Below are 20,023 nucleotides of genomic sequence, written 5' to 3'. Positions count from 1 at the left end.
TTTAATTTCATTAACGCTACTTTTAGTATAGCTAGAAATTTCAAATAAAATCAATGTTTTTTTCATTTTAAATAACAAAACGTTTGTATTTTTCAAAATCACTCGTCTTACATTCAAGTGAAATCTTCGTACCTTCATTTTCATAACTTGTAGATGTAACATGTGCATAATCATTAAAATAAGAAACAACTTGCCCTTGATCATAAGGAATTAACATCTCACACTTTGTATATTCTTTGTAAATGTGCGAACGAATCATTTCTACAAGTTCTTCAATCCCAATTTGTTGTTTTGCAGACAGATATACTCGGTCCTCCTGTATTTTGGGGATTTCAACATCCATCATCTCTGATTTATTATACGCATATATTGTCGGGATATTTTCAACACCAATTTGTTTTAGTGTTTGATTTGTAATCTCAATTAATTGTTCATAATTTGGATTTGCATAATCGACCACATGAATCAATAAATCCGCCTCCGCCACTTCTTCTAACGTAGAACGGAAGGCCTTAACAAGGTGATGCGGTAATTTACTTACAAAACCAACTGTATCCGTTAATAAAAACGATTTATTATCTGGAAGTTCAATATTTCGCACTGACGTTTCTAACGTCGCAAATAACATATCCTTTTCAAATACTTGTTTCTCAGTAGAACCATTGAAGATCTCCAGCATCGTATTCATAATGGTTGATTTACCTGCATTTGTATATCCTACTAATGAAACAACAGGGATTTCATTTTTCTTACGCTGTTTACGCTGCGTTTGACGCTGCGCGACAAGCGCTTCTAACTCTTTATTTAATACTGCAATTTGCTCTTCAATTTTACGACGGTCTAACTCTAATTTCTTTTCACCGACACCTTTATTTTTTGTACCAACTCCGCCGCTCTGTCTTCCTAAAGATTCACGAAGGCCAATTAAACGTGGCATCATATACTGAAGGTGCGCGACTTCAACTTGCAGCTGTGCTTCTTTCGTCTTAGCACGCTGCGCGAAAATATCTAAAATTAAAATGGTACGATCAATAACTTTACAATCTAAATCAGCTTCTAAATTTCGAATTTGCGAAGGTGATAATTCATCATTAAAAATAACCATATTCGCATCTGCTTCCTTCACAAAAGCAGACACTTCTTCAATTTTCCCTTTTCCAATATAATGTGATGGATTCACACGGTTTAAATTTTGCGTAACTTGCCCTACAACCTCCACATCACAAGCTTCTGCAAGGTTTGTTAACTCCTCCATTGAATATTCAAAATCACTTTCATTATTTAAATTCACTCCGACTAATATTGCTTTTTGTACTAGTTCTTCCATATATTAATTCCTCCATTTCGATTACGTAAAATAAAAAACACAGGTCACTGCCTGTGTTTTTCGTAAACGGATGAGAGTACGACAAATAAACAAAAGAAAGCATAGCTTTCAAATTGCTACATGGTCAATACGTCACAAATGATATACGTATCCCTAAAAAACATACACATATATCACATCATTCTATTATAAAGGCAAAACAAAAAGAGGGCGTATTCGTCCCTCCCTCTTTTCACATATTAGTTCAATAAAGGGTTCCTTTAAAATAGGCAGACCAATCCCGTTCACTCTGCACACAGACAGAGCCTTTGAGCGCTATTCAATTATCGGCACAAAGTATTGAGACGTAATCTGATTAAAATCAAAGGAGACCCCTCCGTTCATTAAAAGTTACATAAATCTTAGCATAATTATATATTTTCCACAAGAATAAACTTCAATTATGGGCATAAACAAAATCATCAATTTTCTAGTGGATTCTCCATTTTTTGCGTACACTTCTTATGGTGAATAGGGCCTAAATTAATTTTGTACTTGTTCGCCTTCCTCTTGCATGTTCTCTTTCATTTCATGATAGTATGATGGAAATTCGATTCCATGCTCTACAAAATAATCTTCAATTAATGCAATAATTACTTTCAATGTTTTCACACGCGCATATAATTTATCGTTACTCGCAATAATATTCCAATGCTTTTATTTTCTTTTTCTGCCAATAATACAAAAAACCTAAATTATGCAAAGTTCTTGCTGCTTCTGATTCATCCTGTATTAATTCAGCATCATCTAGCATCTCTAATAAGATAGTTTCACTTACCTTATATTCTCCATCCCTTATAAGATGAATGGCAAATCGTTTTAGCATGTAGTATACGATAAATATTATTCGTTTCTTGAAACACTTTTAACGCTTTATACCCGAAATAAATAGCAAAAGTCTCGATCTTATATACGATCGAGACCTTTTTCGTCAACCTATATGACAAAAGCTTAATTCCAAATACTATAGAATTAATCAAGAGGCGGCTGCAACACTTCAGCTAACCGTGTACTTTGCCCTTTTTCTTCCTTTGTAATCTTATAAATACGAGAGTACATTTTAATACCTGTATATTTCTCTCCCTTTACCTCATATTTCATGAACCCTCCTATTAATTTGAAATTTGTAATGATTTACTATTAATTTTTTAATCCGTCTATTTAACCCTTTCTTCATTCAATGATTCCTATCTTTTCGGAACTATAGTAAACTAGTTTTAGGTTAATGAGTTTTTAAAGTAACACACGGATTCACTCATGTAGGTAGTTGGTTCATACGAAAATTTTTTAACTCATTAAAAACCGTATGTAAAATATTATAAAAATAAATTCTAATAAGGTGTGTAATATTTCCATTATTCAGTTCTGCTCAAATTCTATTTTTAAGTTTAGCAATTGTTGCAATGTTTGCCTCACAAGGTAAATACCTATTACAAAACATGAACGTAGTTCTATTACTAATCAGGAAGAAGAAACAAGTAGCAGAAACTACACCTCAGTAATACAAATAAAACAAGCACCTGAGTAGGTGCTTGTTTTATTGTTTTATTCAACTTAATACTACTTCTGTAATCCATTAATAATGGTATCTGTATTCCACTTCATCATTTTCAAGTAAGTGTCTCCATCTTCACCTGATTTACCAAGTGAATCTGTAAAGATTGTACCGGCAATCGGTACATTCGTTTCTTTTGAAACAGTTTCCATACTACGTCGATCTACACTTGTTTCCACAAATAAAGCTGGAACTTTATTCGTTTGAATTAAACTTACAACGTCTCGAATTTGATCTGGAGTACCTTGATTCTCTGAGTTAATTTCCCAAATGTATCCCGTCTTAATTCCATATGCTTTTCCAAAGTATTTAAAAGCACCTTCACTAGAGATTAGGAAACGTTTTTCTTCAGGGATTTGATGGATTCTGTTCACCGTTTCATCATGTAATTTCTGCAGTTCTGCTATATACTTTTCCGCATTTTCAGTATACAATTCCTTATTTTTAGGATCTTCTTTAATTAATGCTTTCTTCACATTTTCAGCATATAGAATACCATTTCTTATATTCATCCATGCATGTGGATCTGGTTCTTTTTCTAATCCCTTTGTTTCTAAATAAATCGGCTCTACACCTTCACTTACCTTATAAACAGGTGCATCTTTCCCTGATTTATTTGTAGTTTTTAATAGCTTTTTAAACCACGCTCCACCTTCTTCTAAATTTAAACCATTGTAAAATACCGTATCTGCATCTGTCATTTTCATAACATCTTTTGGCAGTGGATCATATTCATGTGGATTAGCGCCAATTGGAACAAGACTATGAATTTCAACCTTATCTCCACCAATTTGCTTTACCATATCATATATAATGGAATATGTTGTTACAACTTTTAATTTTCCACTTTTCTCTTCTTTTCCAGTTGTATTACTAGAACAAGCTGTTAGTGCAAAAACAAAAATACAAAGTATCGAAAATAACACATTTTTTAATTTCATCTTTATCCTCCAATCAATTATGACAACTCTGCTCTATTTTTTCTAATTTTTATAGCTCTCCAAAACATACCTTGTGACGGTGAGAAAAAGAATGCCAATCCGAACAAGAATGTTGCAACAAGAACAATTGTTGCACCTGAAGCAAGATTATAAGAGAAACTAAAGTATAGCCCTACTACAGATGAAAGTGCACCAATACCCGCTGCTAAATAGATCATGACCCACAAACGGTTTGTTAATAGATACGCTGTAGCCGCTGGTGTGATAAGCATAGCGACAACTAGAATAATCCCTACAGTTTGAAGTGAAGCAACTGTAACCATCGTAAGAAGAATCATTAAGCCATAATGAATCAATTTGTTCGGCAATCCATAACTTTGTGCCATTGTCGGGTCAAATGTAGACACCAATAATTCTTTGTAAAATAGAAACACAAGACCAATAATAACAACTCCGATACTAAGTGTCATCCACATATCAGAAGAACGAACCGATAAGACATTCCCAAATAAAATATGGTACAAATCAGAACTACTCTTCATAAAGGTAATTAAGATAATCCCTACAGCAAATACAGAGGTAAACATAATCCCAATCGCCATATCATGTTTAATACGACTGTTTTGACTTACAAATCCAATTCCTACTGCAGTAATAACCCCTGTTAAAACCGCACCTATAAAATAATTCATTCCAATCATATAAGAAAGCGCTACTCCTGGAAGAACGGCATGTGAAATGGCATCACCCATTAATGCCATGCCTCGTAAAATAATAAAACATCCAATTACACCACATATAATTCCTACCATAACGGAAGTTAATAACGCCTTCTGCAGAAAACCGTACTGCATTAATGCATCTATAAATTCTACAATCTTCATGATGAATGTACCTCCGCTGAATTATTAAAGAATATTCCCTGATTCACATACGCTTTTGACATAACAGTTGGTTCCAATACTTGTTGTACTTCTCCATAATGAATTAAGCTTTTATTCAATAATAGTAATTTATCAAAAAAGGACTCTGCTTTACTTAGATCGTGATGTACAACAACAATCGTTTTTCCTTCTTTGCGTAACTCTCTAAGAATTTTAATAATTGTCTCTTCACTTGTTACATCAATTCCAACAAATGGTTCATCTAAGAAGAAAATCTCCGCCTTTTGCGCTAAAGCTCTTGCTAAAAAGACACGTTGTTGCTGTCCGCCTGAAAGCTCACCAATTTGGCGATTTTTAAACTCTTCCATTCCGACTTTTTTTAGACATTCAAATGCCCAATCCCGATGTTCTTTCTTTGGTCTTTTTATCATACCTAAAGATGGATACGTTCCGATTAGCACGACATCTAAAACTGTAATAGGGAAATCCCAATCTATATCACTTCTTTGTGGTACATACGCAATCCGCTTTCTAGCGCTTCGAATATCCTCTCCAAGAATCCGAACATATCCCTTATCATTTGGAATTAAATCTAATACAGCTTTCATCAAAGTAGATTTCCCTGCCCCGTTTGGACCAATAATTCCAACGAGTTTTCCTTTTTCAATATCAAAGGAAACGTTTTGGACCACTTGATTCCCTTGATATGATACAAACAAATCCTTTACAACTACAGCCTCAGTCATTTTTTATGCATTCCCCTTTCTTTTTTTCGTTAGGATAAGTATTTTGCACAAAGGCAACTTTAAGGCAAAAAAATATAAGATAAATTATATTATACATATAATGTACATTTGAACTTATGTTTCCTTAAGGAAACTTTTTTATATGAATCAAATTATATAAGCTGGATGCAAATTTGTAAACTATTTTTATTAGTTTATGAATACCCTTTTAAAATTCATCTAAAATATATTACTTTCACCTCAATACACACAACTTTTATTATAAGCTCCACTATTCCAGATAACTCCCTCTAAAAAAGTAATTTAAAGTCACTGTACGACATAGTTAATCCCCCTATTTAATAGTTATTCGTTTTATAACGGATTATACTTTTCCTAAAAATCTAATGATTGTTTTTCGTACAAAATAATATAAAACATACAACAATCAGCACATAGGGCAGGAGCATTCATATGGCAAAAAACGTTGAATCTTTAAAAGGACGCATTGGTGCAGGATAAGGTCATAGTCAATTGCAAGGTCTAAATAGGAAAATAAAGTGAAACTTTAATCAGTGCGGCTCGCTCAGAATCACAGGACGCCCGCACCCCCGATAGAGAGGCGCTTTTTGCCTCGTCCGAGGGGGTGCGGGCGACCGGAGATTCTAGCCGCTAGAGCTGGACATTGCTCCCGCCGAATTTTGAGGTGGGAGTATTACTGCCCTAAAGTAGCGGGATAAAAAAAGAGAGCTGCCCATAAGTCGGTTTTAACGACTTATAAGACATCTCCCAATCATTACAATTCGAGTTCTCCCCTACGAAAAAGCCCAATATCCGCTTACAAACGCCCTTTAACCCCTAGCTTTTGTATTGTATTATTAACAGGATTACGGACTACTCTCTTTTCACATAATCAGTGTTATCGGTATACGAATAAGAATCTTCTATCGAAGATCTTTATTTAATAATAGTTTGTTGTTGATCCATTACTTCTTTTATCTTACTTTGATACTGTAAAGTAGCTGACCCGAATAAGACGCCTGCGATTAAAAACCAAGGTTCGAAAAGTAACAAATCTATTAAGATCATATAATCGCCATCTAATGTTTCCCATACTGAGAAATCAAAAAATTTTAAAGGAATAATACCAGCTAGAAAAAGTCCTTTTGTAATATATCCGTAGACAGCATGCACGATTGGCAATATGCAAGCAAACCAACCCATTGCAAGCATCAAATATCTTGAGATCTTTTGTCCCCAAGGATGAACCAGTAATAGTGCAAATATTGATGCTACTAACAACACTACAGATGCTCCCCAGTTTACTGCTGCCCACTTCGCCTCATCTCTCCAAAGCCCAGGCATTAATGTCGTTCCTCCCAATGCCCAATAAATGTGGATCGGAATATACAATATTAACCAAATACACGCAGCATAACCAGCCCATTTCATTTGATTAAACTTCAATTTTTCCACCCCACTATCATTATATGCAGTTGCTATCAAGGCAACCAAGACCGGTTTGTAAGAGAATATCGCAATGAATACTCTATACATTTTTAGTTTACATAAAGTCAAATTATCAGCAGTAACCAAATCCTAGAAAGCCATTCATACCACGAGTTTGTCAACCTTCCGTTGTATGCAAGATTTCATACATCCCTGTCATAACAGCATTTGGCAGTTCAACCCGTTCTCGTAGCCTGTATGAAATCCTGCATATCCTTAGCGTATAAAATCCACGTTTTGTTGGTGTGATCTCAAAAAGAAGCGCGAAACGCACTTCTTTTCTTTGTAATCACTACACATCATATTACTAATATGATTACAGACAAGCCCTCTAAGAAACTACAACTTGAATCAAAAGAAAGGTATCTCCCCCAAACAGAGACATACCCCTCACCATTTTATAAAAAACACTTTTATATTCTTTTAGTGAACGCTATCTATTCCCTTTCCGAGACCAAATCACAACAGGAATAAGTAACAAGGCCAAGGCTCCTCCAGCTAATGATAATGCTGCATAACTTGAATTTGCTACTACCATGCCAGACATCGCTCCACCGGAAGCGCCAGCTAATGCAATTAAAACGTCGATTTTCCCTTGTGTTTTTGCGCGTGTTAAAGGTTCTGTTGCATCAACAATTTGAGCAGTACCGCTTATTAAACCAAGGTTCCATCCTAACCCAAGTAAAACTAAAGCAACGACTAAGAGAATTAAAGAGTCACTTGGTGCGACAGCAGCTATCACTCCCGCGCTAAGTAATACTACCCCAGAAGCGATACTCATTGTCATCCTACCAACCTTATCAACTAAAATTCCTGTAACAAGTGATGGCAAATACATTGCCCCTACATGGAAACCAATAACAAGGCCCACTTCATGCAAGCCATGGCCATGGTGCTTCATATGTACAGGAGTCATTGTCATAATTGCGACCATTACGATTTGCGTAAGTATCATAACGACCGCACCAACTATAACGCCTCTTTTATTTTCTATCGACGTCTTAATCATTGAATTTTCTTTCTTTATTTGCTTCTGTTTATATGTTTCTATTACACTCGCTACTATTAATGGGTCTGGGCGAAGCATAATAAAAAGTACGAGCCCTGCTAGTAAAAATGCAGCTGCTGATAATAAGAACGGCCCCGCAAGTTTCGGAATCCCAATGGAAAGAGCGATATTTCCCATTATCCCGACCAGGTTCGGTCCAGCGACCGCTCCAAAAGTTGTCATAACCATTGTCGTACTAATGGCTGTTGCCCGCTGCTTCTTATTCGCCAAGTCCGTACCAGCATAACGAGCTTGTAAATTTGTGGCTGTTCCTGCCCCATAAATGAGTAAGGAAGCTAGTAGAAGGATAATACTATTTGTTAGAGTTGCCATTACGACACCAATAGCACCAACTCCTCCTGCCATAAACCCAGACGCAAGCCCAATCCGGCGCCCATAACGTTGTGAGAGCCTCCCTACTATGAAAGCCGCTCCTGCTGATCCCATTGTAAACATCGCTGTTGGCAGTCCCGCGAATGCATCTGTTCCAAGCATTTGCTGTGCAAGCAGTGCCCCGACTGTAATTCCAGCGGCTAAGCCTGCACCTCCAAACATTTGTGAAATGCTTACAATGATTAATGTTCGTTTATACAGCTTTTGTTGTTCTTCTGCTGTATACATATGCCCCCTTATTAGGCCATTTGCTTCATTAAGCAATTCCTCACCTTCTTTATGAAAAATTCTTCCCTTGTTAAATGTACTATGGTTAACATTTCATATTCAACAACATTTTCATCCATTCTTTTAGTCCTAAAAAAGAACAACAAAAAACTGTCCTAAATATTTTGATTTAGGACAGTTTTTTGTTAGGTACAAATATATTCATTTTATAAAACTAGTTTTTTCCTTGAAAAATAGGTTTTCCAATTAACGTAGCGACAGGACGTATTTTAAATACAACATACTGTGTAAATAGCGCTACCAATACTCCATGTACAATTCCTGCAATTACATCAAATGGATAATGTACTCCGACCCACACTCTCGAGAAAGCTACACCTAGTGCTAAGAAAAACCAAGTATACTTAAAACGATATGCAGATAGCAATAATGTAGCTGCAATCACGACTGCTGATGTTGCATGATCACTTGGAAAAGAAGAGTTAGCAGCGTGATCTACGAGTTGTGTGATGTTGTGTGAAACGAAAGGTCGATCTCTATAAAGAAATTGTTCAATGATTCTATTCATCGAATACGCTAAAGTAAATGCGACCATCGCTTGAAAAGCCATTACACGAAAATTAGGTTTATTCCTTATCCATAATAGAGCAAGCAATAGCACGAAAGCATATTGTACATATTCTGCAAGTAGTATCATTACATTGTCAATCAGTGGATATTGTTGCACTTTACTGTTTATAAAATGGAACCATTCATAATCTAAATTCTGAAAACTCATTACATAATCTCCTTTAATTCTTTAACCTATGCTATATGTAACCAAAAAGCATAATCTACTTCATTTTAAAAGAATGATTCGTAATGTACTATCTTCTTTCATGACATAAACATTACATTTTTGTAAGGTTCCTATTTAAAGTTTACATTCAACTACTTAACTCGTTCTATATATTGTTCAATTTAAGAACTACATCTATTTTCTTTACAGAAAGTCAATAAGGAGTTTTCATCAATCTATTTTAGTAAAACATGTATGACTCATAAACGCTGAATCAATACCGTTACGTTAATAATTACTGGTAAGATAAAATATGACCATTTTAATTTACTTGCAAGAATTTAGACATAAAAAAGAGACTATCTATACTAGCCTCCTAACATTAAGCCTATTCATTGAACATCGGCATCATCAAAACGAATGAACGCAACCTGTTCTTTATCATCCAGCCAAAACTCATATTTATCCTTCTCGTATTTCGAATCACAAATACATGCATAGTTCCATTTTAATTCGTACATGCTAACAAAATAAAAAATCAGCAATAGTGAATTGGAGAATGATTCATGAAAAGAAAAATATTATTCTTACTTACTTTCCTCTGTTTTGCAGTTCCACTTCAAACAAGCGCTGTAACTTTTACAGAACTTCCTGTTATATCAAAATCTAATCAGTGGTATATTGAAGTTGATAAAACGAAAGATTCTACAGCACGGCAATCAAAAAAAGGTATGTTTCATACATACAGCTTACTTGTTAAAAATATCGGTAAAGATGTAAGTAACGTATCTATTGAAGTACGCGACAACAACCCAAATTCAGAAGCCGTTTTTAGTCCTTTCAATAAGTCCGACATACGTGTAGCATATAGTCAAACTCGGCTTCCAAAAATGCAATTCCCATTATCTGAGGACACAAACTCATTTGACATCGTCATTAGCTGGGACGAGGACCAATTTAGTTATAACGGTCACCCTGAAAGCACAGCAAAACAGCATACACAAATTTTTTTCTTTCACGAACAGTAAGCTCTGCCGTTTAGCAGAACTTACTTTTTTCACTATTAATCAAACTGACGAATACTTGGAACAAGGAGCGCGATTACTACTACCGCAATAGCTGCAATGGCTAAAATCGTAATCGTCACAGTACCACCAATTATATTTGCCAACCAGCCAACAACGATATACCCTAGCGGTAATAATGCAAAAGACCCTAACATATCAAGACTTGCTACTCTTCCGAACGCTTCTTCTGGTACAAGTTCTTGTAAGCTCGTTTCCCAAATTAAACCGAAAATCATGATTCCAAACCCTTCTAACGCCATTAACGCTACTAACCCTGGCGCCCACGAAACAAAAGACATTAGAAATAGTGACATTCCGCTAATGAGGACACCTCCATAGGCAAGCAATCCCCTTTTCTTCCACTTCTGTTTCCCTCCAAAAATAAGAGCTGCCACAACAGCCCCCACTCCAGAACATGCCATTCCAATCCCATAGACAAACGGTTCAAACTGATGATGTATATGAAATAGCCAAGGGATTAATACAACGATAATTCCTGCGTGACAAATATTAATAAATGAAAATGCTAAAATTGTAATCCAAAGCCACGGATGGCTTTTTAAGACAACAATACCTTCTGTAAAATCTTTTTTGAAATTCATTTTTTGATTTGTTTGTTCCTGTACCTTTTTAGCTGTTACATCTTTTAAAAACAATAGACAGATAAAAGATAGGAAATAAGTCAATGCATCTAAACCAAATCCAATTCCCGCTGATGCAACCGAAACAATAAGACCACCAAGGGCTGGACCTATTAAGCGAACGCCTTGATTACTCATTTGTGTTAATGCGTTAGCCGCATTACGAATTTCCGGTACAAAGACCCTCGCTCGCACTGCTGCATATGCAGGTTGAAATATCCCCTCCATTAGTCCATATATCGCTACTAGCACATATAAAATCGTGGTTGTTAAAGTATTTGTAAACATAAGTACCGCAAGTGTGATCATTAATATGCACCGAACAATATCGGTAAACAACATTAACTTCACTCGATTTATACGATCAACAATTAGCCCAGAAAACGGTAAAACGAGAATATTCGGTAGCATATACATAGCCATCGTCGTTCCCATAACAACTGTGGATCCAGTTAATGTATATACAACTACCGGAAGGATTACCATCGTAATAGAACTTCCTAGAACGGAAAGAAGCTGTCCAATCCATAAAAAAGTAAAATGGCGTGATTTTGTAACAGGTAACAATAAATTACTTACATAACTCCCCTTATTTTCTGTCTGCACCTCTCCTTGCATATGTATCACCTTCCCCTAAATACCTTCCTTCTTTTTCCTTTTATTATAACATTAAATTTTTCCTCTTTTCTAACAATTAAATTATATATATATCAAAAAGTTATTTCAATGACATCTCTCTTCCATTCTCTCAATCTCATAATCAATCTCTAAAAACCTCACGCCAAAGATCCACATTTGATGATGTGCTGTTAAAATCTCATCATTTTTTTCTTTTATCGTAAATGTCTCAGCTAACGGTAATCGAAGTGTAAAGAAACGAGTATGTAAGTAAATCCCTTCATCTCCTTTTGTACTTTCTCTTAACCTGCTAGTAATGATAAGGTCGTTGTTATCATTACGTAATTTTAAAATACCTGTCATATTCGAATAAGGTAATGGCAATGCAATATTCATATATGTTTCTCCGCTATATGTATGCTGCGAGTAAAGGGCTATAAAAATCGTTTCATCCTGTTCATTTTTTCTAACCCATCCCCTCACATCTTCTCTACCATCGCACTCATCATTTATCGCAATGATATCCCCATGCATAGATTCCCATCTATTCCCCATTCCTAAATGAATTTGTTGCATACGTCTACTCATTTTTTCATAGAGAAAGGCAAAAGGGCGAAAGCAGCGGGACCACTTAATATTCGCTTTTAATTGATAATGTTTCGTATGCTTATAAAAATCTATAATAAGTGGAGATACTTTTCTTTCATCAAACTGCACGCTATGAAAATCACTCATTTGATTTACAAGGCCTGTATATACATTCTCCTCTATAAAATCTGTTCCTTCTACTTTCATTTTCCCTTTCATACGACTCATCGGTTTTCCATAATGAATATAAGCTGGCGTATTCCTTTCAAGCATCCAAGCAATAAAGGCAGGCAACGCTACCCCAATCCCATTCACAACACCGTGAATCCAAACCATTTGTGCAATGGTGATTGTCATAACTTGTTTCAAGTTTCCATATGAGTATACGAGTGAAAACAGAATCGTTATCATAAGTGTACTTGATGAAATGATAAGAAGGATTTTTGTACTTATCGAAGTGAATTTTGTTTTCCATACATAAATACCATAAGCATAAAGGGAAATGAGATAAATGAATACCGCAAAGAACTCGAATGTCCTCGAATAAGTAATACCAATTGCTACTGTCATCGGAGAAATTATAATAACAAACATAACCATCTCAAATCGTTTACTTTTCTTTTGTTGCTTTCTCCCGAGTAATCCTATAGATAAGGGAAGTAAAAATGCAGAATAATGAAAGTGAGCTGCTGTAAGCAAAACGATATCAGAACTAAACTGCATAATTGATAGATTTGCTACAGAGGCAAAAAACCAAAAACCACCTAAAAACAAATAAATAAACCCACTATCAATTGCCGTCTCTTCTAGTGGCTTCCAACCTCTTTCTAACAATCTATTTACACCGAACAATGCAATCATGCCTGTATACATAAACCATATAACTGCAAAGAAAAAATAACCCGTTGCAAAAGCCAACATTGCACTGATTGCAGCAACTGGATAAAGTAACGATACAGTTTTATAAAATAAAACCTGAGATCCATCTCTTTTCTCCTTATCAATAATACAAAGTGACATTGGTATGAATAGAAGAATAGATAGCAATATAATTGATTCAACGGGATTTAGTACGGGCCATTCCAATATAAGAAAAATCATATAACAAATAAGTCCAACAACTATATTTTTCATCGATTTTAATCCCCTTCTATAAACGTTCCCTTATAAGAGAAAAGCGGCCCAAACAATGGATTTCGTACTTGAACATGAATTTTGTAACGATTTAACACATCATCATAGCTCTCTGTAATTTTCGCCTCTCCATATAAAAATTTTGGTAGTGGTATTTTCTTCCTAAATACGTAAAACCATTGTTTTTTTGATGAGATATGCATTGCTCCTTCTTTATCCACATAAAATGCAAGTGTTGATACAAGCAAATGCGGTTCACCAAAGTAATCAATAATTTCATTCTGCTTCGTATCCAAGTACATAACAGCATTGAAGTAACGTTTTTTGTTGCCAAACAGAAACATCCTATTCCACCTTACAAAGATAGTTCCTTTCGCATCCTTTTCAGCAGTATTATGTATCGTAAACGGTACCTCTTTTCCTCTTTCTGAAAAAAACATGTGAAATTTCGATGCAACTCGTAAAAATATTTTAACAAGAAACGATCCTTCATCAATTTCATCCATTTTCCCTTCACCTATAAAAGGATTGTTTTCCGTAATTGCATAACGTTTTTGTAATTTTGGATGTAGCTGCTGATAAGATTCTCCTAATAATCGTTCATAGATGTTAGTCACGCATTTACCCCTTCCTTTTTCTCTTACAATTTTTCGCTCTTGGTAAATCATCACTGTTCATATAACCAATAACTGATAATCCAATTAATATAAAATTTAAGGTAATAGGGTTAAATGGTTGGATAAAACTCAAGATATTTGTGAATCCTGCTGCAATGGTTAAACCAATTAAAATAATAATGTGTAGCAGCAATAACTTCTGTTTTTGAAATGGCAACAACCATATGATCCCGAATCCTATCTCTAAAAACCCAATTATTTCAAGAGCAAAAATGCTATTTTCGTTCGAACCAATAAGTACAGAAAGCATCCGTACCTCTTCTGGATGATTAAATAATACTTTTGGCACAAGCCCTTGATACACCCATACAAAAGAAAATATAAAACAAATAAACCAATACGTAATCGATTTCCTTATTAGCAAGCTGGGATGAAACCCTTTTTCTAACCATAATTTTAAAGCATCAAAGCTCCATGCTGTCGCCCACCCTAATAGTGGCCGAAATATATATGAATCTATAATTCTCCCTACACCGCCAAACCTCGTATCATAATCATACTGCGTTTCAAAGCAAATATTTTTCCCATTCGGTGTATACTTCCAATAGCCCCTTCCTATTTTTATCAATGAAAGTTTACTGCCTGTCCAAAATTTTAGCGAAGATATCCTTTCTCCTGTTTCCTTTTGTAATTCCCCTACCACTTCTCCTTCACCAGCTATTTCGAGTCCAAAACCAATTTTTGTTTTGTATAAAAAACGTTGTGGTTCATCTTCTTTTCTCTCTAAATATGATATTTCAGTAAACCGCGCATCCCACTCTGCATGTAACATTGGATCTTGCGTATACTTCCATAGTTCCTCCATTGATGTTTCTATTTCTGTTTGAACATAAATCGGTTTCTGTCTCTTCATCCTCTCTCCCTCCAATCCCTCTATATACTAATTTATATGTAAAATATGATTTCATCTATATTTTTCAAATAATTCTTTCATTTTATAAATAGATTTAATTTTCAAAATTTTTATAAAGCACTTGATTTCCTATAATATTTTAATTATTATAAAACAAATGTTACCAAATAACTTCATAAACCAAACACTCTCGCCCAAAACGTGAGATAGAGGTTGCAACGCTTATAAGTATTCTAAAGGAGACACAGAGATGTCGATGAGTTTAGAAAAAAGGAATCGTTGCCGAAATTGATAAATTTCTCTGCATTTATCAATTGGGGCTGTTTTCGAATAGAAACAGAACTGTCATATATACAGACGTGTATGTATGAAGAGCTATCTACAAAAAAGAGATATCATGCTTTATTATGATATTCCTTTTTTGGCGGTTTTTTTATTAGCTCCTTTTTCTGTTTCCTTTTTCCTGTAACAGCACCATCCTCACCTATTTGAGATGGTGTTTTTTGTTTTTCTTTCCGGTAACTACAGGAATATTTAGGGACTTATACATCTCTCTTATATGTTTTTTACGCCTTTCCTGATTAATGAATAAAAATGGACGAAAGAAGGAATTTGTAATGGAAACGATTGTTCAAAAATTCGGTGGTACTTCTGTCGGAAGTATTCAGCGCATTCAACATGTAGCAAATTTAATTATTGAAGAATATGAACGAGGAAACGGCGTTGTTACAGTTGTTTCTGCAATGGGCAAAAGCACAGATGAGCTTGTTGCACTTGCTACGGCTATTACTGAAAATCCAAGTAAACGCGAAATGGACATGCTCCTAACAACTGGCGAACAAGTAACAATTTCCTTATTAACAATGGCATTGCAAGCAAAAGGATATCATGCTATTTCACTAACAGGCTGGCAAGCTGGTATTACAACTGAATCTGTACACGGAAGCGCAAGGATCACTAATATTAACACAGAACGTATTCAATCTTATTTACAAGAAGGAACAATTGTAATCGTTGCTGGCTTCCAAGGATTAAGTGGAGAGAACGAAATTACTACACTTGGCCGCGGTGGTTCTGATACAACTGCTGTCGCATTAGCAGCTGCGCTTAAAGCGAAAAAATGTGATATTTATACAGACGTCACAGGCGTTTACACAACTGATCCACGCGTTGTAAAAGACGCATATAAATTAGATGAAATTTCTTATGATGAAATGTTAGAACTCGCAAATCTTGGAGCTGGTGTACTGCATCCACGTGCTGTTGAATTTGCAAAAAATCATAACGTCGTTTTAGAAGTTCGTTCAAGTATGGAACAAGAAAACGGAACAATTGTAAGGGGAGAATGTAACATGGAACAACAATCAATCGTAAAAGGTATTGCATTTGAAGATAACATCACACGTGTAACAATGAAAGGATTAGAACAAGGATCGCTTTCAACTGTTTTCTCTACATTAGCTAACGCTCATATTAATGTTGATATTATTATTCAAAGCATTACCAATGAAGGTACTGTACACTTATCCTTCTCTATTCATTCGAGTGATTTAAGAGAAACATTAGAAGTATTAGAACAAAATCAAGAAACGCTACATTATGAATCGGTAGAATATGAAAATCACCTAGCTAAAGTGTCTATTGTAGGGTCTGGCATGGTATCTAATCCAGGTGTTGCGGCTAGCATGTTCTCTACACTAAAAGAAGAAAATATTCATATTAAAATGGTAAGTACTTCTGAAATTAAAGTATCTGTTGTCATCGATCGCCTTCATTTAGTAGATGGCGTAGAAGCACTTCACCAATCATTTATGGCAAAAATTGAACCATTGGTACAAATGAATTAATTTGATTATGAAAATAACAACAAGGAATCTCTCTTTGTTGTTATTTTTTTATCTAACAAAATGGTATTATGTTACACTATTACATGTGAAATATTTTCCAAATATCTTTCTAACAGGTTCGAAAAACGTGTAAAGGTGGATTCCATAATGAGAACAGAAAAACTCCTTTTAGTAGATGATGAACAAGGCATATTAGATATGTTAGTACTTACGCTAAAAAAAGAAAACTTCACGCATATAACAACAGCTATCAATGGAGCTGAAACGTTACACCTTATTAAGAGTCGCCCATTCGATATTATCTTACTCGATGTGATGCTACCTGATATTGATGGATTTGAACTATGCAGACAGATTCGAAACTATACAAATACCCCTATTTTATTTGTAACAGCGCGTTCTAGCGATTTAGATAAATTAACAGGACTAGGAATTGGTGGAGATGATTACATAACAAAACCGTTTAATCCTTTAGAAGTCGCTGCCCGAATTAACGTCCAATTACGTAGACAACATATGATACAAGAACAGCGCAATGAAGAAAAATTAAACCTACATTTCGAAGCCTTTTCTCTATATCCTAGCGAAGGATTGCTAACAGTAAACGATAAATCTGTACATTGCACCGCTAAGGAACTAGAATTACTTACTTTCTTATGTACACACCCAAACCGAATTTTTACTGCTGAACAATTGTACGAACAAGTATGGGGACTGACCTCTATAGGTGATGATAAAACAGTCGTCATGCATATTTCTAAATTGCGTAGAAAAATAGAAGAAAACCCTAAATCTCCTACATACATTGTCAATTTGAGAGGAATTGGCTATAAATTTATCCCGCATACGAAGGAGCAACAAAAATGAAAATTGGTTTTAGGTTAGGCTTTCATTTTATTCGTAGTTTATGTATTGGTACTTTTTTTATGGGGATTTTTATGGTGATCTTTATGGAAGGCATACTACCTCTTATGGGAATAGGCAAAGATAACAAGGATACAGAAGCTCTTATCGTTTTTTCCCTCTTTATATGTACTCTTCTTATCGGTGCCATTATGTATGGCTGGCATATTAGTAGGCCTCTATTCCGAATGATTTCTTGGATTAACCAACTAGCAGAAGGGTCTTACGTGACACCAGAAAGCACGAAACAAATGTACAAGAAAAAAACAGGGAAATTAAAAGGGCCTTACCGCCTATATAAAGACGTCTTTCTAAATATAGAGCACTTAACAAATAGATTAAGAGAAATAGAAAATGAACGTGAACAACTTGAGAAAATGAAACATGAATGGATAGCAGGAATCTCTCATGATCTTAAAACACCACTTACCTATATTACAGGATACAGCGCGCTTATGTTATCACCAGATCATACTTGGAGTCACGGAGAAAAAGAAAAGTTTTTGCAAGAAATTCAGCAAAAGGGAGATCACATGAAAGAATTAATTGAAGACTTAAACCTTTCCTTTCGTCTTCAAGATTCACAAATTCCATTAAGAAAAGAAGAAATAAACATCGTTGAATTTACAAGAAGGCTGATAGCTGATATAACAAACGATCCACGCTCTCAGCATTATCATTTTAGTTTTGAATCAAATAATACAAACATAATAATTCCAATTGATACAAAATTATTCCACCGTTCTTTACAAAACTTGTTTATGAACGCTATTTTACACAATCCTCCGGAAACAAAGATCCATACCTCTATTCTATTACAAGAAAATATACGTATTATAATAGAAGATACTGGCGCTGGCATGGATGAAGCAACTGTTCAAAATTTATTTAAGCAATACTACCGCGGGACAACTACAAATGTTTCAAGCGAAGGAACAGGTCTCGGAATGGCAATTGCTCATAAAATTATAACAGCACATAATGGGACAATTCATGTTACGAGTGAAATCGGTAAAGGCACAAAAATTCATATTATACTCCCAAATCACTAGGCTTATTGTGAAATAATCAAAAGAATACGTATGAAATGTATCTTTCATATAAAAACAACTTCCCCTTTTATACAGGAGAAGTTGTTTTTTATTCTTTATAGATCAATTCCCAAAAAAGATACCCACTAACGAATAAATAATAATTGTGGAAAATAAAATCGTCATATGGAACAGAGAAAAAATAAACAATGATTTTGCCCATTTCTCTGAATCCATTTTTTTATAACCATAAATACTTAAAGCAAGCCACAAAATACTTAAAAGAAGCGATACTAACATAAGACCAATACTCAACGAACCTAAAAGAAAACTGATAATAATTAATATAATTAAATATACATTTGTTTGTATATATGTTCTTTTAATTCCTTTCACTACTGGAAGCATCGGCACATTCGCAGCTTTATACTCATCATGTTTCCGAATCGCTATCGCATAGAAATGAGGCATTTGCCAAATAATCATAATGATAAAGAGACCAATAATAGCTGGATGTGTAATATCCGGATACATAGCAGCCCAACCGATAAGCGGTGGCATTGCTCCTGAAATACTTCCTATCTCTGTATTGTAAATTGTTCTTCTTTTACTCCACATTGTATATGGTACAACGTACAAAAATAAACCTAAAAACCCTAATAACGCTGCTAAATATGTCGTTAGCGCAAGAAATGCTAAGCCAGAAATCGTCATGAATATTCCAAGCCATAATACAGCTTTAAAACTGATTTCTCCCGTTACAGTCGGTCTATTTTTTGTTCGGTCCATAATCGAATCAATATCACGATCATACAGATTGTTAAAAGCTCCTGCTGCTCCTATGATTAAAATCGAACCAATCATAGCAAATATAATTTCTGGAATTTTTTCAAACGGGCTAATTTTATATTTATATAAAGCCAATGTCAATCCAGCAAACATCGGGACCAAATTCGATTTAATAATTCCAGTTTTCACAGTTTGAGATAAAATGTCCGATAACTGTCGTTTCGAATTTGTTAATTCTTTTTTTCTTCCCATGACACTCTGTACTCCTTTTCCTCAGGTATTTCTACCATACATATAGTATTAACATACTCCTCGGTATATTAATACTATATGATATGCATGTCAAGAAAAAGAGAGTATACAGTGCACCATTGAAGGTTAATCTATGAAAATTAGAAAATCCCCTAGTAAATACAGGAAAAAGAGATTTATACAGGAAAAACTTATT

General features: G+C 34.9%; 17 protein-coding genes, 2 pseudogenes and 1 riboswitch. Of the genes and pseudogenes, 5 read left to right on the top strand and 14 right to left on the bottom strand.

Annotation, left to right across the window (positions count from 1 at the left end):
* Positions 1-67: 67 nt before the first annotated feature.
* From hflX to KFD70_RS02600, 3 genes and pseudogenes are all read right to left on the bottom strand, one after another.
* Positions 68-1,327, bottom strand: a complete 1,260-nt coding sequence (hflX, locus tag KFD70_RS02610) for a GTPase HflX (RefSeq protein WP_336451947.1) — start codon at positions 1,325-1,327, stop codon at positions 68-70.
* A gap of 522 nt (positions 1,328-1,849) precedes the next feature.
* Positions 1,850-2,017 (bottom strand): annotated as a pseudogene (locus KFD70_RS02605) (UDP-galactose-lipid carrier transferase); the annotation flags it as partial.
* Between the two features lie 321 nt (positions 2,018-2,338).
* Entirely contained in the window at positions 2,339-2,467 is a 129-nt protein-coding gene (locus KFD70_RS02600; protein WP_336451946.1) for a hypothetical protein, read from the bottom strand.
* A gap of 245 nt (positions 2,468-2,712) precedes the next feature.
* On the opposite strand from KFD70_RS02600, the pseudogene KFD70_RS02595 reads away from it, so the two are divergent.
* Positions 2,713-2,829 (top strand): annotated as a pseudogene (locus KFD70_RS02595) (arsenic resistance protein); the annotation flags it as partial.
* Positions 2,830-2,926: 97 nt separating this feature from the next.
* Here the strand turns inward: KFD70_RS02595 and KFD70_RS02590 are convergent.
* The 6 genes from KFD70_RS02590 to KFD70_RS02565 form a co-directional block, all read right to left on the bottom strand.
* Positions 2,927-3,862: a metal ABC transporter substrate-binding protein gene (locus KFD70_RS02590; RefSeq protein ID WP_336451945.1), complete on the bottom strand. Its 936-nt coding sequence runs from the start codon at positions 3,860-3,862 to the stop codon at positions 2,927-2,929.
* A 17-nt stretch (positions 3,863-3,879) separates the two neighbouring features.
* Complete coding sequence (locus KFD70_RS02585; protein WP_336451944.1) at positions 3,880-4,746, bottom strand: metal ABC transporter permease; 867 nt, start codon at positions 4,744-4,746, stop codon at positions 3,880-3,882.
* A complete protein-coding gene (locus KFD70_RS02580; RefSeq protein ID WP_336451943.1) occupies positions 4,743-5,492 on the bottom strand; it encodes a metal ABC transporter ATP-binding protein in 750 nt (249 codons plus the stop codon). Before KFD70_RS02580 ends, KFD70_RS02585 begins: the two co-directional genes overlap by 4 nt.
* A gap of 936 nt (positions 5,493-6,428) precedes the next feature.
* Positions 6,429-6,938: a DUF3995 domain-containing protein gene (locus KFD70_RS02575; RefSeq protein WP_336451942.1), complete on the bottom strand. Its 510-nt coding sequence runs from the start codon at positions 6,936-6,938 to the stop codon at positions 6,429-6,431.
* A 475-nt stretch (positions 6,939-7,413) separates the two neighbouring features.
* Complete coding sequence (locus tag KFD70_RS02570; RefSeq protein ID WP_336451941.1) at positions 7,414-8,685, bottom strand: MFS transporter; 1,272 nt, start codon at positions 8,683-8,685, stop codon at positions 7,414-7,416.
* Between the two features lie 178 nt (positions 8,686-8,863).
* Positions 8,864-9,427, bottom strand: coding sequence for an undecaprenyl-diphosphatase (locus tag KFD70_RS02565; RefSeq protein WP_336451940.1), 564 nt, complete (start codon positions 9,425-9,427; stop codon positions 8,864-8,866).
* A gap of 566 nt (positions 9,428-9,993) precedes the next feature.
* Here KFD70_RS02565 and KFD70_RS02560 point away from each other — a divergent pair.
* Positions 9,994-10,455 (top strand): hypothetical protein, encoded by a 462-nt coding sequence (locus tag KFD70_RS02560; RefSeq protein WP_431612896.1) that lies wholly within the window; start codon positions 9,994-9,996, stop codon positions 10,453-10,455.
* A gap of 35 nt (positions 10,456-10,490) precedes the next feature.
* Here KFD70_RS02560 and KFD70_RS02555 read toward each other — a convergent pair whose 3' ends face one another.
* The 4 genes from KFD70_RS02555 to KFD70_RS02540 form a co-directional block, all read right to left on the bottom strand.
* On the bottom strand, positions 10,491-11,753 hold the full coding sequence (locus tag KFD70_RS02555) for an MFS transporter (RefSeq protein WP_431612895.1): 1,263 nt from the start codon (positions 11,751-11,753) through the stop codon (positions 10,491-10,493).
* 105 nt (positions 11,754-11,858) lie between these two features.
* On the bottom strand, positions 11,859-13,475 hold the full coding sequence (locus KFD70_RS02550) for a YndJ family protein (RefSeq protein ID WP_336451937.1): 1,617 nt from the start codon (positions 13,473-13,475) through the stop codon (positions 11,859-11,861).
* Positions 13,476-13,480: 5 nt separating this feature from the next.
* Positions 13,481-14,092 carry a DUF4166 domain-containing protein gene (locus tag KFD70_RS02545; protein WP_336451936.1) on the bottom strand — a complete coding sequence of 204 codons (612 nt, stop codon included), beginning with the start codon at positions 14,090-14,092 and terminating at the stop codon, positions 13,481-13,483.
* 4 nt (positions 14,093-14,096) lie between these two features.
* Positions 14,097-15,005: a DoxX-like family protein gene (locus tag KFD70_RS02540; RefSeq protein ID WP_336451935.1), complete on the bottom strand. Its 909-nt coding sequence runs from the start codon at positions 15,003-15,005 to the stop codon at positions 14,097-14,099.
* Positions 15,006-15,204: 199 nt separating this feature from the next.
* A riboswitch (Lysine riboswitch) is annotated at positions 15,205-15,391 on the top strand.
* Between the two features lie 231 nt (positions 15,392-15,622).
* Between KFD70_RS02540 and KFD70_RS02535 the strand changes: the two genes are divergently transcribed.
* The 3 genes from KFD70_RS02535 (at position 15,623) to KFD70_RS02525 (ending at position 18,807) form a co-directional block, all read left to right on the top strand.
* Positions 15,623-16,852 carry an aspartate kinase gene (locus tag KFD70_RS02535; protein ID WP_336451934.1) on the top strand — a complete coding sequence of 410 codons (1,230 nt, stop codon included), beginning with the start codon at positions 15,623-15,625 and terminating at the stop codon, positions 16,850-16,852.
* A 147-nt stretch (positions 16,853-16,999) separates the two neighbouring features.
* On the top strand, positions 17,000-17,719 hold the full coding sequence (locus KFD70_RS02530; protein WP_336451933.1) for a response regulator transcription factor: 720 nt from the start codon (positions 17,000-17,002) through the stop codon (positions 17,717-17,719).
* A complete protein-coding gene (locus KFD70_RS02525; protein ID WP_336451932.1) occupies positions 17,716-18,807 on the top strand; it encodes a sensor histidine kinase in 1,092 nt (363 codons plus the stop codon). The genes KFD70_RS02530 and KFD70_RS02525 overlap by 4 nt, the downstream gene beginning before the upstream one ends.
* A gap of 102 nt (positions 18,808-18,909) precedes the next feature.
* On the opposite strand, the gene cyoE is transcribed toward KFD70_RS02525, so the two are convergent.
* A complete protein-coding gene (gene cyoE, locus KFD70_RS02520; RefSeq protein WP_336451931.1) occupies positions 18,910-19,827 on the bottom strand; it encodes a heme o synthase in 918 nt (305 codons plus the stop codon).
* Positions 19,828-20,023: the final 196 nt, after the last annotated feature.

It is taken from the genome of Bacillus pfraonensis (genome assembly GCF_050768835.1).
Lineage (GTDB): Bacteria > Bacillota > Bacilli > Bacillales > Bacillaceae_G > Bacillus_A > Bacillus_A pfraonensis.
This window is presented reverse-complemented; position numbering and strand designations above follow the sequence as displayed.

What these genes read in the sequence shown, in the direction of transcription:
- KFD70_RS02535 (WP_336451934.1), top strand. Translation starts at nt 15,623, where the DNA reads ATGGAAACGATTGTTCAAAAATTCGGTGGTACTTCTGTCGGAAGTATT.
- KFD70_RS02585 (WP_336451944.1), bottom strand. Translation starts at nt 4,746, where the DNA reads ATGAAGATTGTAGAATTTATAGATGCATTAATGCAGTACGGTTTTCTG.
- KFD70_RS02540 (WP_336451935.1), bottom strand. Translation starts at nt 15,005, where the DNA reads ATGAAGAGACAGAAACCGATTTATGTTCAAACAGAAATAGAAACATCA.
- hflX (WP_336451947.1), bottom strand. Translation starts at nt 1,327, where the DNA reads ATGGAAGAACTAGTACAAAAAGCAATATTAGTCGGAGTGAATTTAAAT.
- KFD70_RS02560 (WP_431612896.1), top strand. Translation starts at nt 9,994, where the DNA reads ATGAAAAGAAAAATATTATTCTTACTTACTTTCCTCTGTTTTGCAGTT.
- KFD70_RS02565 (WP_336451940.1), bottom strand. Translation starts at nt 9,427, where the DNA reads ATGAGTTTTCAGAATTTAGATTATGAATGGTTCCATTTTATAAACAGT.
- cyoE (WP_336451931.1), bottom strand. Translation starts at nt 19,827, where the DNA reads ATGGGAAGAAAAAAAGAATTAACAAATTCGAAACGACAGTTATCGGAC.
- KFD70_RS02525 (WP_336451932.1), top strand. Translation starts at nt 17,716, where the DNA reads ATGAAAATTGGTTTTAGGTTAGGCTTTCATTTTATTCGTAGTTTATGT.
- KFD70_RS02530 (WP_336451933.1), top strand. Translation starts at nt 17,000, where the DNA reads ATGAGAACAGAAAAACTCCTTTTAGTAGATGATGAACAAGGCATATTA.
- KFD70_RS02590 (WP_336451945.1), bottom strand. Translation starts at nt 3,862, where the DNA reads ATGAAATTAAAAAATGTGTTATTTTCGATACTTTGTATTTTTGTTTTT.
- KFD70_RS02555 (WP_431612895.1), bottom strand. Translation starts at nt 11,753, where the DNA reads ATGCAAGGAGAGGTGCAGACAGAAAATAAGGGGAGTTATGTAAGTAAT.
- KFD70_RS02580 (WP_336451943.1), bottom strand. Translation starts at nt 5,492, where the DNA reads ATGACTGAGGCTGTAGTTGTAAAGGATTTGTTTGTATCATATCAAGGG.
- KFD70_RS02600 (WP_336451946.1), bottom strand. Translation starts at nt 2,467, where the DNA reads ATGAAATATGAGGTAAAGGGAGAGAAATATACAGGTATTAAAATGTAC.
- KFD70_RS02550 (WP_336451937.1), bottom strand. Translation starts at nt 13,475, where the DNA reads ATGAAAAATATAGTTGTTGGACTTATTTGTTATATGATTTTTCTTATA.